Annotated in this window: 16 protein-coding genes and 1 other RNA gene; 10 read left to right on the plus strand and 7 right to left on the minus strand. The window is 53.7% G+C overall.

Annotated elements, in window-relative coordinates:
* Positions 1-82: 82 nt before the first annotated feature.
* Positions 83-446: a transfer-messenger RNA gene (gene ssrA / locus AC4OVS_RS05685) on the minus strand.
* A gap of 89 nt (positions 447-535) precedes the next feature.
* Positions 536-1,018, minus strand: coding sequence for an SsrA-binding protein SmpB (gene smpB, locus AC4OVS_RS05690; protein ID WP_003863115.1), 483 nt, complete (start codon positions 1,016-1,018; stop codon positions 536-538).
* Positions 1,019-1,174: 156 nt separating this feature from the next.
* On the opposite strand from smpB, the gene AC4OVS_RS05695 reads away from it, so the two are divergent.
* Positions 1,175-1,612 carry a type II toxin-antitoxin system RatA family toxin gene (locus AC4OVS_RS05695; RefSeq protein WP_196344390.1) on the plus strand — a complete coding sequence of 146 codons (438 nt, stop codon included), beginning with the start codon at positions 1,175-1,177 and terminating at the stop codon, positions 1,610-1,612.
* Positions 1,602-1,889: an RnfH family protein gene (locus AC4OVS_RS05700; protein WP_003863119.1), complete on the plus strand. Its 288-nt coding sequence runs from the start codon at positions 1,602-1,604 to the stop codon at positions 1,887-1,889. The genes AC4OVS_RS05695 and AC4OVS_RS05700 overlap by 11 nt, the downstream gene beginning before the upstream one ends.
* Positions 1,890-1,950: 61 nt before the next feature.
* On the opposite strand, the gene bamE is transcribed toward AC4OVS_RS05700, so the two are convergent.
* The 3 genes from bamE to nadK form a co-directional block, all read right to left on the minus strand.
* Positions 1,951-2,289, minus strand: coding sequence for an outer membrane protein assembly factor BamE (gene bamE, locus AC4OVS_RS05705; protein ID WP_003863121.1), 339 nt, complete (start codon positions 2,287-2,289; stop codon positions 1,951-1,953).
* 138 nt (positions 2,290-2,427) lie between these two features.
* Positions 2,428-4,089, minus strand: coding sequence for a DNA repair protein RecN (recN, locus tag AC4OVS_RS05710; RefSeq protein WP_022649071.1), 1,662 nt, complete (start codon positions 4,087-4,089; stop codon positions 2,428-2,430).
* A gap of 85 nt (positions 4,090-4,174) precedes the next feature.
* Positions 4,175-5,053 (minus strand): NAD(+) kinase, encoded by an 879-nt coding sequence (nadK, locus tag AC4OVS_RS05715; RefSeq protein WP_022649070.1) that lies wholly within the window; start codon positions 5,051-5,053, stop codon positions 4,175-4,177.
* 122 nt (positions 5,054-5,175) lie between these two features.
* Here nadK and grpE point away from each other — a divergent pair, with 122 nt between their 5' ends.
* The gene (gene grpE / locus AC4OVS_RS05720; RefSeq protein ID WP_003863126.1) at positions 5,176-5,769 is read left to right on the plus strand and encodes a nucleotide exchange factor GrpE; all 594 of its coding nucleotides are present in this window, start codon (positions 5,176-5,178) and stop codon (positions 5,767-5,769) included.
* A 52-nt stretch (positions 5,770-5,821) separates the two neighbouring features.
* On the opposite strand, the gene AC4OVS_RS05725 is transcribed toward grpE, so the two are convergent.
* Both AC4OVS_RS05725 and AC4OVS_RS05730 read right to left on the minus strand, forming a co-directional pair.
* The gene (locus tag AC4OVS_RS05725) at positions 5,822-7,108 is read right to left on the minus strand and encodes an HlyC/CorC family transporter (protein WP_026094274.1); all 1,287 of its coding nucleotides are present in this window, start codon (positions 7,106-7,108) and stop codon (positions 5,822-5,824) included.
* A 19-nt stretch (positions 7,109-7,127) separates the two neighbouring features.
* The gene (locus AC4OVS_RS05730; protein ID WP_491922249.1) at positions 7,128-7,919 is read right to left on the minus strand and encodes a cytochrome C assembly family protein; all 792 of its coding nucleotides are present in this window, start codon (positions 7,917-7,919) and stop codon (positions 7,128-7,130) included.
* Positions 7,920-8,085: 166 nt separating this feature from the next.
* On the opposite strand from AC4OVS_RS05730, the gene ffh reads away from it, so the two are divergent.
* The 7 genes from ffh (at position 8,086) to AC4OVS_RS05765 (ending at position 13,503) form a co-directional block, all read left to right on the plus strand.
* Complete coding sequence (ffh, locus tag AC4OVS_RS05735) at positions 8,086-9,447, plus strand: signal recognition particle protein (protein WP_491922250.1); 1,362 nt, start codon at positions 8,086-8,088, stop codon at positions 9,445-9,447.
* A gap of 116 nt (positions 9,448-9,563) precedes the next feature.
* On the plus strand, positions 9,564-9,812 hold the full coding sequence (gene rpsP, locus AC4OVS_RS05740) for a 30S ribosomal protein S16 (RefSeq protein ID WP_022649067.1): 249 nt from the start codon (positions 9,564-9,566) through the stop codon (positions 9,810-9,812).
* Positions 9,813-9,827: 15 nt separating this feature from the next.
* On the plus strand, positions 9,828-10,367 hold the full coding sequence (gene rimM, locus AC4OVS_RS05745) for a ribosome maturation factor RimM (RefSeq protein ID WP_003863136.1): 540 nt from the start codon (positions 9,828-9,830) through the stop codon (positions 10,365-10,367).
* Positions 10,368-10,398: 31 nt separating this feature from the next.
* Positions 10,399-11,166: a tRNA (guanosine(37)-N1)-methyltransferase TrmD gene (trmD, locus tag AC4OVS_RS05750; RefSeq protein ID WP_003863138.1), complete on the plus strand. Its 768-nt coding sequence runs from the start codon at positions 10,399-10,401 to the stop codon at positions 11,164-11,166.
* A gap of 43 nt (positions 11,167-11,209) precedes the next feature.
* On the plus strand, positions 11,210-11,557 hold the full coding sequence (gene rplS / locus AC4OVS_RS05755; protein ID WP_002914145.1) for a 50S ribosomal protein L19: 348 nt from the start codon (positions 11,210-11,212) through the stop codon (positions 11,555-11,557).
* A gap of 132 nt (positions 11,558-11,689) precedes the next feature.
* Complete coding sequence (locus AC4OVS_RS05760; protein WP_022649065.1) at positions 11,690-12,094, plus strand: DUF2946 domain-containing protein; 405 nt, start codon at positions 11,690-11,692, stop codon at positions 12,092-12,094.
* A 38-nt stretch (positions 12,095-12,132) separates the two neighbouring features.
* The gene (locus AC4OVS_RS05765; protein ID WP_491922251.1) at positions 12,133-13,503 is read left to right on the plus strand and encodes a PepSY-associated TM helix domain-containing protein; all 1,371 of its coding nucleotides are present in this window, start codon (positions 12,133-12,135) and stop codon (positions 13,501-13,503) included.
* Positions 13,504-13,505 lie beyond the last annotated feature (2 nt).

Below are 13,505 nucleotides of genomic sequence, written 5' to 3' on the forward strand. Positions count from 1 at the left end.
CACAAAAAAGCCCGCAGGGCTGGCGCCGTGCGGGCTTTCAGGACTTCATCGGATGACTCTGGTAATCACCGATGGAGAATTTTGGTGGAGCTGGCGGGAGTTGAACCCGCGTCCGAAATTTCTACATCCTCGGTACTACATGCTTAGTTTATCTTTACATTCGCACGCCAGCTGCGGACAAACACGCCACTAACGAACTAGCCTGATTAGTTTTAACGCTTCAACCCCAGGCAGGGTTTCCACGCGATCTCTTTTGGGTTTGACCTCTCTTTGATCCCCGTCTTAAGAGCGGAAGCTAGGGAGAGAGGGCTCTTAGCAGGTTATTAAGCTGCTAAAGCGTAGTTTTCGTCGTTTGCGACTATTTTTTTGCGGCTTTTAACGAGGCAAACCGCCCCTCGGCATGCACCTTGGGTTTCGCAAATCCCGTCGAATCCAGAATCAGCCCCAATAGTGTTGAACTCAGTATACCAGATTTCACTTCCTCGATACCAGCCCGAAACGCTAACTTATTGAATAGTACAATAAGCGCGCAGAATCAACGTCCTGCGTTTTTCATGATACGTGCTTTGTCGAGCTGCCACTCGCGTGCTTTCAGGTCAGTACGCTTGTCGTGCTGTTTCTTACCTTTCGCCACGCCGATTTTCACTTTGCACCAGGCGTTTTTCCAGTACAAAGAGAGCGCAACCACGGTGAAGCCTTCGCGGTTGATGCGTCCGTAGAGGGATTCCAGCTCGCGCTTGTTCAGCAGCAGCTTACGGGTGCGGGTTGGATCGCAGACGTAATGTGAAGAGGCGACGGTCAGCGGCGTAAAGTTCGCGCCGAACAGGAAGGCCTCACCGTCTTTCAGGATCACGTAGCTGTCGCCGATATTGGCTTTCCCGGCACGCAGCGATTTTACTTCCCAGCCCTGCAACGCAAGGCCGGCCTCGAATTCTTCTTCGATGAAATACTCGTGGCGAGCACGCTTGTTGAGCGCAATGGTCGCCGAACCAGGTTTATGTGCTTTTTTCTTCGTCATAAGTGTCGTAAAGCCGTCGGTAATCTGATTTTAAAAAGTCACCTCATTGCGTCCTGTGAGGTCTAACGCGCTATCTTAGCACGAGATAAGGCTTAGCGTTTTTTTAACAGGTGATAAATGTTATTATTTGTCTGTTGTGTGACCATGGAAAATGCTATGCCTCAGATTAGCCGTACTGCGCTTGTTCCCTACAGCGCGGAACAAATGTATCAGTTAGTGAACGACGTTCAGTCCTATCCGGAATTTATTCCAGGATGCACCGGTAGTCGGGTGCTGGAATCCGGCCCGACGCAGATGACTGCGGCCGTGGATGTCTCCAAAGCGGGGATCAGCAAAACGTTCACCACGCGCAATATCCTGACGAGCAATCAGAGTATTTTGATGCATCTGGTGGATGGTCCGTTTAAAAAACTGATGGGAGGGTGGAAGTTTACGCCACTGAGCGCTGACGCCTGCCGCATTGAGTTTCATCTGGATTTTGAATTTACCAATAAGCTGATCGAACTGGCGTTTGGCCGAATATTTAAAGAGCTGGCCTCGAATATGGTTCAGGCGTTCACCACGCGCGCCAAAGAGGTTTACAGTGTCGCATAAGATTGCTGTTGAGGTGGTGTATGCGCTGCCGGAGAAGCAGTATTTGCAGCGCGTGACGCTTGAAGAGGGCGCCACCGTTGAGGCGGCTATCCGGGCCTCCGGCATCCTTGAACTTCGCCGTGATATTGACCTGGCGAAGAATAAAGTCGGCATTTATAGCCGTCCGGTTAAGCTCGGTGATGTGCTGAAAGAGGGCGACAGGGTTGAAATCTATCGTCCGCTGATTGCCGACCCGAAAGAGTTGCGCCGTCAGCGAGCAGAGAAATCCGGTAAATAGCCAAATAAACATACACAAAAAAGGTGCTCATTGAGCACCTTTTTGCGTTGCTGACGCCTGATTATTTGGTCAGGGCAGGCTTGTTGTCGATGTTGGTCAGCACACCGGCACTGCTGAAGGTCAGCGTCAGGGTTTGCTGGGTCACATCTTCATGACCAGGCTGCTGGCGGAATACATAGAACCAGGTGTTTGTGCCGAACGGATCGGACATCATCGGGGTTCCCAGGGCATAAGCGACCTGCTGTTGTGTCATACCTACGCGGATTTTGGACACATCGTTAGGAGTAAGGTAGTTCCCCTGGTTGATGTCAGGACGGTAAACCACTTTCTCCAGAGTGGAACAGCCTGCGGTCAACATCAGAAGAACCGCTGCGGCAGCGGTCAGCGTTTTACAGCGCATAGTGATTTGATTCCTTTTCGGGCCCGAGCAGTACGCGGCTCATATGTAATATGCCGATGATAATAGACCTTGCCCCACTTTGAAACTGGTCTGGCGGCGTTTTTGTTGTTCTGTATGACCCTGAGATCCCGAAAAAGTTTATGCCGCCAGCAGTTCTTTCGCATTCGCGAGCGTATTACGGGTGACTTCACTGCCCCCCAGCAGGCGTGCCAGCTCCTGCAAGCGTGAGCGTTTATCCAGCGGCTTCATGTGCGTTTCCGTCATTTCGCCATCGGTTTCCTTGCTAACGATAAAGTGGTGATGACCACAGCCGGCGACCTGCGGCAGGTGAGTCACACACATAACCTGCGTCGATTCACCCAACTGACGCAGCAGTTTGCCGACAACGGCCGCGGTCGGGCCGCTGATACCCACATCCACTTCATCGAAAATCAACGCCGGGGTTTCCATTTTACGGGCGGTAATCACCTGAATGGCCAGGGCGATACGCGACAGTTCACCGCCAGAAGCCACTTTCGAAATCGCCTGTAAAGGCTGGCCTGGGTTGGTGGTGACGCGGAATTCAACGCGGTCTGCGCCTTCCGCCGTCAGGTGATGCTCTTCAAAGCGAACATCAATAGTGAACACCCCATGCGGCATCGCCAGCGTATGCATGCTGTCGGTAATATGCTGGCTAAGCTCCAGAGCATAGTGCTGTCGCACGTCGTGCAGCCGTTTCGCCGTTTCCAGCGCCTGCTGATGATGCAGATTAACCGCCAGAGACAAGGTTTCGAGGGAATCGGCCTGATCGTCCAGCTGCTGCTGTTCCTCCAGCAGAGACTGATAGTAATTCGGCAGCTCTTCCGGGGTAACGTGATGCTTACGCGCCAGTGAAATCTGACGGGAGATGCGTTGCTCAAGCTCGAACAGACGGTTCGGGTCGAGATCCAGACGTTCACAGTAGTGGCGCAGCTCATCCCCGGCTTCTGAAATCTGAATTGCGGCCTCTTCCAGCATTTCCAGTACGCCAGAAAGCTTATTGTCCATGCCGGTCAGTTCGGTCACAAGCTGACGCACGGTATATAGTTGGCTCTGCAAATTCACGTCTTCGCCATCCGCCAGCATGTTCAGGGCATTCTGACTGATGGAAAGCAGCTGACCGCTGTTGGCCAGACGCTTGTACTCCTCGTCGATTTGCTCAAATTCACCCGCCTGAGGGTTAAATTCGTTCAGCTCTTTCAACTGATATTCCAGCAGCTCGGCGCGCGCGGTACGCTCCTGGCTTTGCTGTTGATGCTGCGCAAGTTCGCGGCAGCTTTGATGCCACTGACGATAGTGCTCAGCCATGAGTTGAGTAAGCGCGTACTCACCCGCGTAGCCATCGAGCAAGGCTTTCTGCTGCTCGGGTTTGATTAGCTGCTGGTGCGCGTGCTGACCATGGATCTGGATGAGCAGCTGGCCCAGCTCGCGAAGCTGGGAAAGGGGAACCGCTGTACCATTGATAAAACCGCGGGAGCGGCCGTCACTGCTGATGACGCGACGAAGTAAACACTCACGTCCATCTTCCAGCTGGTTCGCTTCCAGCCATCGCAGGGCGGCAGGCGTGTCTTTTAACGAGAAGCGGGCGCAGAGATCGGCACGGGCCGCACCTGTGCGCACCATATCACCCTCTGCACGACCGCCGAGGCACAAGCCGAGGGCATCAATGGCAATGGATTTACCTGCACCGGTTTCACCGGTAATCGCCGTCATTCCACTATGGAAGTCGATCTCAAGCTCACGAACAATGGCAAAGTTGCTGATGGTCAGTTGTGCCAGCATAATTGTTTTCCTGTATGAAAAACCATAACTGTGTTTGTATACAGTATAAACTGGTTTTATATACAGTAAAGCGCTGGATGTAAAATCAGAACAATTTTTTTGACCAGCCGAGTTTTGAGCTTAATGTATTGAAATAACTGTAATCTTTTGGATGGATAAGGTTCAGGTGATAATCGCAGCGGCGAATGAGGACATCTTCTCCTTCCTGAATGGGAAGCGCAATCTGGCTGTCGCAGCTGATCTCCAGGTCGCTGCGGCGATGTGAAAAACGCAGGCGGATGGTGCTGTCGCCGTTGATCACCAGCGGACGCGCCGAGAGCGTATGCGGGAACATCGGCACCAGGGTGATCGCATCCAGCGATGGCGTCAGGATTGGGCCTCCGGCTGAAAGCGAGTAGGCAGTTGACCCCGTCGGGGTTGAAATAATCAGCCCGTCAGAGCGCTGCGAGAAAGCGAAGATTTCGTCGATATAGACTTCGAACTCGATCATGTGCGCCACTTTACCAGGGTGGAGAACCACCTCGTTAATAGCGGTGCTGATGCGCTTCTGGCAATCCTGCTGGCAGACCTGGGCTTCAAGTAAAAACCGTTTTTCACTGATATAGTGACCTTCCAGCACGTCCGCCAGCTGCTGTTGCGCATTGTCCGGGTCGAGGTCGGTCAGGAAACCAAGATTGCCACGGTTAATACCAATAACCTTAATATCATAGCGAGCCAGCGTTCGCGCCGCGCCCAGCATATTGCCGTCGCCGCCGACCACCACGGCGAGATCCGCCTGCTGGCCAATTTCCGCCAGCGTGCCGGTTCTGACGCTTTTAAGCTGCAACTCCTGGGCGATCTGCTGCTCGACCATCACTTCATAGCCTTTACCACACAGCCAGCGATACAACATTTCATGTGTCGTCAATGCGGTAGGGTGACGCGGATGGCCGACGATCCCAATACACCTGAAATGATTATTCATTTTCTGGAGGTCCTTGTGCCTGATGAATGATGACAATCTGCCTTGTTCCCTTGAATCCAGGAAACTGATCCCCATAATAAGCGAAGTTAGCGAGATGAATGCAGAAAAACGCGGAGAAATTCATGAGTAGTAAAGAACAGAAAACGCCTGAGGGGCAAGCCCCTGAAGAAATTATCACGGAACAGCACGATGAAGTTGAGGCAGTAGAGCCAGACACGTCTGCTGAGCAGGTGGACCCGCGCGATGAAAAAATTGCCAATCTGGAAGCTCAGTTGGTAGAAGCGCAGAATCGCGAACGCGATGGCGTACTGCGTATCAAAGCGGAAATGGAAAACCTGCGCCGTCGTACCGAGCTGGACGTTGAAAAGGCGCACAAATTTGCGCTGGAGAAATTCGTCAACGAACTGCTTCCGGTGATCGACAGCCTGGATCGCGCGCTGGAAGTGGCGGATAAAGCTAATCCGGATAATGCGGCGATGATTGAAGGCATCGAGCTGACGCTGAAATCCATGCTGGATGTGGTGCGTAAGTTCGGTGTTGAAGTGATTGCCGATACGGATGTACCGCTGGATCCAAACGTTCACCAGGCCATTGCGATGGTGGAATCCGAAGACGTTGCCGCGGGTAACGTGCTGGGCGTGATGCAGAAAGGGTATACCCTGAACGGTCGTACTATTCGCGCTGCGATGGTGACCGTGGCGAAAGCGAAAGCGTAATTTGCCGACCCGTAGTGCCGGGTGGCGGTTTCGCCTTACCCGGCCTACAACATTACTCGGCGATACTTTCGCGTAAAGGTTTAACGGGCAGGACCTTCACCTGCTTAATCATATTGTCCTGAACGTCCAGAATATCAATATCATACTGCTCAATGCGCACGCGCGTGCCTGCCGCCGGGATCTCTTCCAGCGCTTCCAGGATCATTCCGTTCATCGTCCGCGCTTCGTCTTCCGGCAAATGCCAGTTAAACGCTTTATTGATTTCACGAATGTTGGCGCTGCCGTCGATAAGCACTGACCCGTCGTTTTGCGGGGTGACTTCTTCTGCAAGGGAAGGCGACATTGACGTGGTAAAGTCCCCGACAATCTCTTCCAGAATATCTTCGACCGTCACCAGCCCCTGTATGTCGCCGTATTCATCCACCACCAGACCGACTTTCTTCTTGTTTCGCTGGAACTTCACCAGCTGCGTGCTGAGTGGGGTGCCTTCCGGCACGTAGTAAATTTCGTCGGCGGCGCGCAGCATCACTTCTTTGGTGAACTCGTTTTTCTCAGTCATCAGACGATAGGCCTCGCGCACACGCAGCATGCTGATGGCATCGTCGAGAGAATCGCGATAGAGGACGATACGCCCGTGCGGGGAGTGCGTCAGCTGGCGGACAATGGCCTTCCAGTCGTCGTTAATATCAATCCCGACGATTTCATTGCGCGGCACCATAATGTCGTCAACGCTGACCTTTTCCAGATCCAGCACCGACAGGAGCATGTCCTGATTGCGACGGGAGATCTGCGAGCGGGATTCGTTCACGATGGTACGCAGTTCGTCTTTGCTGAGCGCGCTACTGATGGTGACGTCTGCCTTTATACCAACCATGCGCATCAGCACCCGTGTCACCATATTCAGCAGCCAGACCAGCGGCATCATCAGAATAAGCAGCGGTGCTAACAGGAAACTGCTCGGGTAGGCGACTTTTTCCGGGTAAAGCGCCGCGATGGTTTTGGGCAGCACTTCCGCAAACACCAGCACCACAAACGTGAGCACACCTGTGGCAATCGCCACGCCTGCGTTGCCGTACAGACGCATCCCGACGATGGTGCCCAGTGCAGAGGCGAGAATATTGACCAGGTTGTTACCGATAAGCACCAGGCTAATCAGACGGTCCGGCTTACGCAGAAGCTTTTCGACACGACGCGCGGCACGGTTACCCTGCTTGGCGCGATGACGTAACCGGTAGCGGTTCAGCGTCATCATGCCGGTTTCAGAGCCAGAGAAATAAGCGGAGATGACCACCATGATGACCAGAATGACGATCAGCGTGGTGGTAGAGATGTGTTCCAGGGGGAACTCCTTTTGTTACTTAGCCAGCAAATTGCTGTATGAAGCGGCTACCAAAATAGGCAAGCGTGAGAATGCCCGCACCCGCAACGTTGAACCAGACCACGCGACGACCGCGCCAGCCTTCATGATAATGGCCCCATAACAGGACAATATAGACAAACCACGCGATGATGGAGAGGACCGCTTTATCGATATTCTCCACGCTGAACAGGTTCTTCATATAAAACAAGCCCGTGCACAGCGTCAGCGTCAGCAAAACCACGCCGACCTGGGTGATATGGAACATCTTACGCTCAATCACCATCAGCGGCGGCATTTCATGGTTAAACGCCAGCTTTTTATTTTTCAGCCGGTAGTCGATCCAGGCGAGCTGCATGGCGTAAAGGGCGGCGATGATCAGCGTCGCGTAGGAGAATAGAGACAGGCCGATATGCACCAGCATCCCCGGCGTGGCTTCCAGATGGGTAATAAACTCATTGGGCATGAACGTGGCTAACGCCAGGTTGATCAGCGCAAAGGCGTAGACTATCGGCAGCAGCAGCCAGCCACGATTTTTAGACGCGACAATGGTCATGACCGTACAGATCATCAGGCTGACCAGCGAGCCGACGTTCAGCACGCTCAGATTTTGCACGCTGCCGTCGCCGGGAATGATGCGTGATTCCAGCGCAAACGCATGGCTAATCAGTGCGATCACTGCCGAAAGAATAGCCATGCGCCGCCAGCCGCTGTTTTTTTGCAGCAGGCCAGGAATGATCAGCGCGAGGCTGACAGAGTAGGCAACAAGGGCGATCAGTGCGAAAACAGGCATATAGGCGTCGACAGTTGTCTTAATAAGAAAGAGAAGCAGTATAACGTTACGTGACGCCTGCTCCAACCGTTGCATAACAACAAAGGCGCCTTCATGTTATACTCCGGCAAAATTCTGTGTATGTGTCGCCCAGGCGACCTAACGTTTCTACCCCAGGCGAGAGACAATGTTTGATAATTTAACCGATCGTTTGTCGCGCACGCTGCGCAACATCAGCGGCCGTGGACGCCTCACCGAAGAGAACATCAAGGAAACGCTGCGCGAAGTGCGCATGGCGCTGCTGGAAGCAGACGTTGCGTTGCCGGTCGTGCGTGATTTTATCAACCGCGTGAAAGGGAAAGCGGTTGGTCATGAAGTTAACAAGAGCCTGACTCCGGGTCAGGAGTTCGTCAAAATCGTCCGTAACGAGCTGGTTTCGGCGATGGGCGAAGAGAATCAGGTGCTTAACCTGGCGGCTCAGCCACCAGCAGTCGTGCTGATGGCGGGTCTGCAAGGTGCGGGTAAAACCACCAGCGTCGGTAAGCTGGGGAAATTCCTGCGCGAAAAGCACAAGAAAAAAGTGCTGGTGGTTTCGGCGGACGTGTATCGCCCGGCGGCGATCAAACAGCTGGAAACGCTGGCCGAGCAGGTTGGCGTAGACTTCTTCCCGTCCGACGTGGCGCAGAAGCCTGTTGACATCGTTAACGCGGCGCTGAAAGAGGCGAAGCTGAAATTCTACGACGTGCTGCTGGTGGATACCGCCGGTCGACTGCACGTTGACGAAGCGATGATGGACGAAATCAAGCAGGTTCATGCTTCTATCAATCCGGTAGAGACCCTGTTTGTTGTCGACGCCATGACCGGTCAGGATGCGGCAAACACCGCAAAAGCGTTTAACGAAGCCCTGCCGTTAACCGGCGTGGTGCTGACCAAAGTCGACGGCGACGCTCGCGGCGGTGCGGCGCTGTCTATACGTCATATCACTGGTAAGCCAATTAAGTTCCTCGGCGTGGGCGAGAAAACCGAAGCGCTGGAGCCGTTCCACCCGGATCGTATTGCCTCCCGTATCCTCGGCATGGGCGACGTGCTGTCGCTGATCGAGGATATCGAAAGCAAGGTTGACCGCGCGCAGGCTGAAAAACTCGCCAGCAAGCTGAAAAAAGGTGACGGTTTCGATCTGACCGACTTCCTTGAGCAACTGCGTCAGATGAAAAACATGGGCGGTATGGCAAGCCTGATGGGTAAACTGCCGGGTATGGGGCAGATCCCGGACAACGTCAAATCCCAGATGGATGACAAAGTGCTGGTGCGTATGGAGGCAATCATCAACTCGATGACGCTGAAAGAGCGCGCGAAGCCAGAAATCATCAAAGGTTCCCGCAAGCGCCGTATCGCAGCCGGTTGCGGCATGCAGGTCCAGGACGTTAACCGCCTTCTGAAACAGTTCGATGACATGCAGCGCATGATGAAGAAAATGAAGAAAGGCGGCATGGCGAAGATGATGCGCGGCATGAAAGGCATGATGCCGCCCGGTTTTCCTGGGCGATAATCGCTTTTGAGATTGCTTTTTGCCCGAAAATGAGTAAAATTTTCGGGCTTTTAATATGACACCCGGGCTCCGTTCCTCGATGGGGCCCGGTTGTTTTATTCACACAAGAGGATGTTATGGTAACTATTCGTTTAGCACGTCACGGCGCTAAAAAGCGTCCGTTCTACCAGGTTGTTGTGACTGACAGCCGTAATGCACGCAACGGTCGCTTCATTGAGCGCGTTGGTTTCTTCAACCCACTGGCCTCTGGCGCAGAAGAAGAAACTCGTCTGGATCTGGATCGTATCGCTCACTGGGTTGGCCAGGGCGCTACTGTTTCCGATCGCGTTGCTACGCTGATCAAAGCAGCAAACAAAGCAGCTTAATCTGTCACGGTGGTCATGATGAGCAATAAAGCACCTGTTGAACCGATCGTATTGGGAAAAATGGGTTCTTGCTACGGTATCCGTGGTTGGCTCAGAGTGTTTTCCTCCACTGAAGACGCTGATAGCATTTTTGATTACCAGCCCTGGTTTATCCAGAAAGCCGGTAAGTGGGAAGAGGTCGAGCTGGAAAGCTGGCGTCACCACAATCAGGACATCATCATCAAGCTGAAAGGCATTGACGATCGAGATGCCGCGAATGCGCTGACTAATTGTGAAATTGTCGTGGATTCGTCGCAGTTGCCGCAACTGGAAGAGGGTGACTACTACTGGAAAGACCTTATGGGTTGCCAGGTAGTGACCACTGAAGGCTACAGCCTGGGGAAAGTCATCGACATGATGGAAACCGGGTCAAATGACGTTCTCGTCATTAAGGCAAACCTGAAAGATGCATTTGGCATCAAGGAGCGGTTGGTTCCGTTCCTCGATGGACAGGTTATCAAGAAAGTCGATCTCACTACTCAAACCATTGAAGTAGATTGGGATCCTGGTTTTTAAATTCTCCGGATAAACGGTAAAAGACGGCGCTATGTGGATTGGCATAATTAGCCTGTTTCCTGAAATGTTCCGCGCGATTACCGATTACGGGGTAACTGGCCGGGCAGTAAAGAATGGCCTGCTGAGCATCCAGAGCTGGAGTCCTCGTGACTTCACGCATGACCGGCACCGTACCGTGGACGATCGTCCTTACGGCGGCGGACCGGGGATGTTGATGATGGTGCAACCCTTACGGGACGCCATTCACACAGCAAAAGCCGCGGCAGGTGAAGGCGCAAAGGTGATTTATCTGTCACCTCAGGGACGCAAGCTTGATCAAGCGGGCGTGAGCGAACTGGCGACGAATCAAAAGCTGATTCTGGTCTGTGGTCGCTACGAAGGGATAGATGAGCGCGTAATTCAAACCGAGATTGACGAAGAATGGTCTATCGGCGATTACGTTCTCAGCGGTGGTGAGTTACCGGCAATGACGCTGATTGACTCCGTCGCCCGGTTTATTCCGGGGGTTCTGGGCCATGAAGCTTCGGCAACGGAAGATTCCTTTGCCGATGGGTTACTGGACTGTCCACACTATACTCGTCCTGAAGTGTTAGAAGGGATGGAAGTCCCGGCAGTGTTACTGTCTGGAAACCATGCCGAGATACGTCGCTGGCGTTTGAAGCAGTCGCTGGGCCGAACCTGGCTTAGAAGACCTGAACTTCTGGAAAACCTGGCTCTGACTGAAGAGCAAGCAAAGTTGCTGGCCGAGTTCAAAACTGAACACGCGCACCAGCAGCATGAACATGATGGGAAAGCGTAATACGCTCCCGAATATCAGTTTACCCAGGATAAGAGATTAAATTATGAGCAACATTATTAAGCAACTTGAACAAGAGCAGATGAAGCAGGACGTACCTTCCTTCCGTCCAGGTGACACCGTGGAAGTGAAAGTATGGGTTGTTGAAGGTTCCAAAAAACGTCTGCAGGCATTCGAGGGCGTGGTTATCGCTATTCGTAACCGCGGTCTGCACTCTGCATTCACTGTTCGTAAAATTTCCAACGGCGAAGGCGTTGAGCGTGTCTTCCAGACTCACTCTCCGGTAGTTGACAGCATTGCTGTTAAACGTCGTGGTGCTGTACGTAAAGCTAAACTGTACTACCTGCGTGAGCGTACTGGTAAGTCTGCTCGTATTAAAGAGCGTCTGAACTAAGATTCGCTTAAGCGACATCCTGTCAGAAAGGGCTGGCCGAAAGGCTGGCCCTTTTTTTATCCCATCGCACCTCTCGCGTTAACCCTTCCGTCATAAATCATTTACAATGTTCGCCTCTTGGGGGGAGGGTAAGTGGATAACGTACTGCATCAGCATAGCTGGAAACGCGCAGCGGCATTGACCGCGCTATTTGCGATCCTGCTGATCGTCGTGGCGCCGCTGATCTCCGTCTCGCTGCAAAAAGATCCCATGAGCGCCATGCCGGGCATGCACCATGACATGAGCATGATGTCGATGGACGAGCATCATGGGGATATGCCGCATTCCATGCCAGTTGACCATGCGGAAGCTTGCGGCTACTGCGTGCTGTTAGCGCATGTGCCGGGCGTGATGCTGGCGCTTATCGTTCTGCTCAGCGTGGTGTTGCAGCGGTTGCGCATGAAGCCGCCTCGTCAGGCGGTCAGCCACTGGCACTTTTTCCCCTGGCTTTACCCCGATACCCGCGCGCCGCCGCGTCGGTCTGCTTTCTCCCTTTAAAACAAAATCACTCACTTTTTGCCTTAAAAAGGAAAAGTATGACTACCTGCACTCCGCGCGCGGCATGGGGAAACCTGCTGCGTCGCCTCCATTTCTATATCGGGCTGTTTGTTGGTCCGTTTATTTTCTTCGCAGCGTTGACCGGTACGCTGTATGTCGCCACGCCGCAGCTTGAAAATGCGCTGTACCATCATGCACTCCACACGGATGCCGTGGGTGAGACGCAGCCTCTTGCTGCACAAATTGCCGCGGCCGAAAAGGCCGTAGAATCAGATCTGCGTCTGCATGCCGTTCGTCCGGGGCTGGAAGAGGGCGAAACGACCCGCGTGATGTTTGCCGACCCGGCGCTGGGTCCCTCCGAGCATCGGGCTATTTTTATTGATCCCGCCAGCCTTGAGGTTCGAGGGGATATGACCGTCTACGGCACCAGCGGGATTTTACCGCTGCGTCAGACTATCGATTATCTGCATACCTCGCTGATGCTGGGCAACCTCGGGCGCCTCTATAGCGAGTTAGCCGCCTCGTGGATGTGGGTTGCTGCCCTGGGCGGGATCGCGCTGTGGTTCTATACCCGACCGAAGCGCCGTATTAACAATCGTTTCCAGAATCGTCGTCGCCTGCATGTGATCTTAGGCTGGACGTTACTGGCGGGAATGCTGCTGTTCTCAGTCACCGGGTTAACCTGGTCACAATGGGCCGGTGGCAACGTCGATAAGCTGCGTGCAGAGATGAACTGGCTGACGCCGCAGGTAAACACCACCCTTTCCGGTGCGCCGGAAATGATGGATGAACACGCCGAACATCGTGGTCATCACGGCGGAATGTCGATGCCTGAAATGCCTGTTGTACTGTCGCTTTTTGACAGCGTATTGCAAGCCGCCCGCCAGTCAGGAATTGATGCGAACAACGTTGAGATCCGTCCGGCAAGCAGGGTCGACCAGGCCTGGACGGTGACGGAAATCGATCGCCGCTGGCCGACGCAGGTTGATGCCGTTGCCGTGGACCCCCACTCTCTGAAGGTGCTGGACAGGACTCGCTTTGGGGATTTCCCGCTGATGGCTAAACTCACCCGCTGGGGCGTGGATTTCCATATGGGGATCCTGTTTGGTCTGGCAAATCAGCTGCTGCTCATCGCGTTTGGCGTTGCGCTGTGCGTGCTGATTATCTGGGGATACCGGATGTGGTGGATGCGTCGTCCTGCGACGTCAGCCGCGAACCCGGTACAGACGCTCTGTCAAAGCTGGCTGGCATTGCCGCTGTGGGGAAGGGGAGTGACGTTCATGATAAGCCTCCTGCTGGGGCTGGCGTTGCCGGTAATGGGCGTCAGTCTGGCGGTATTTATCGTGATTGACTGGCTGCGCTGGCGAGCGGCTTCAGGCGTGTCGCTCGCCGGCACATCCGCTAAATAGCC

It is taken from the genome of Enterobacter sp. 4974935 (assembly GCF_058661735.1).

Excerpts from the sequence above, each read along its gene's own strand:
- AC4OVS_RS05730 (WP_491922249.1), bottom strand. The coding sequence starts at position 7,919 with ATGCCTGTTTTCGCACTGATCGCCCTTGTTGCCTACTCTGTCAGCCTC.
- ffh (WP_491922250.1), top strand. The coding sequence starts at position 8,086 with ATGTTTGATAATTTAACCGATCGTTTGTCGCGCACGCTGCGCAACATC.
- bamE (WP_003863121.1), bottom strand. The coding sequence starts at position 2,289 with ATGCGCTGTAAAACGCTGACCGCTGCCGCAGCGGTTCTTCTGATGTTG.
- AC4OVS_RS05695 (WP_196344390.1), top strand. The coding sequence starts at position 1,175 with ATGCCTCAGATTAGCCGTACTGCGCTTGTTCCCTACAGCGCGGAACAA.
- rplS (WP_002914145.1), top strand. The coding sequence starts at position 11,210 with ATGAGCAACATTATTAAGCAACTTGAACAAGAGCAGATGAAGCAGGAC.
- nadK (WP_022649070.1), bottom strand. The coding sequence starts at position 5,053 with ATGAATAATCATTTCAGGTGTATTGGGATCGTCGGCCATCCGCGTCAC.
- AC4OVS_RS05765 (WP_491922251.1), top strand. The coding sequence starts at position 12,133 with ATGACTACCTGCACTCCGCGCGCGGCATGGGGAAACCTGCTGCGTCGC.
- grpE (WP_003863126.1), top strand. The coding sequence starts at position 5,176 with ATGAGTAGTAAAGAACAGAAAACGCCTGAGGGGCAAGCCCCTGAAGAA.
- smpB (WP_003863115.1), bottom strand. The coding sequence starts at position 1,018 with ATGACGAAGAAAAAAGCACATAAACCTGGTTCGGCGACCATTGCGCTC.
- trmD (WP_003863138.1), top strand. The coding sequence starts at position 10,399 with ATGTGGATTGGCATAATTAGCCTGTTTCCTGAAATGTTCCGCGCGATT.
- rpsP (WP_022649067.1), top strand. The coding sequence starts at position 9,564 with ATGGTAACTATTCGTTTAGCACGTCACGGCGCTAAAAAGCGTCCGTTC.
- recN (WP_022649071.1), bottom strand. The coding sequence starts at position 4,089 with ATGCTGGCACAACTGACCATCAGCAACTTTGCCATTGTTCGTGAGCTT.
- rimM (WP_003863136.1), top strand. The coding sequence starts at position 9,828 with ATGATGAGCAATAAAGCACCTGTTGAACCGATCGTATTGGGAAAAATG.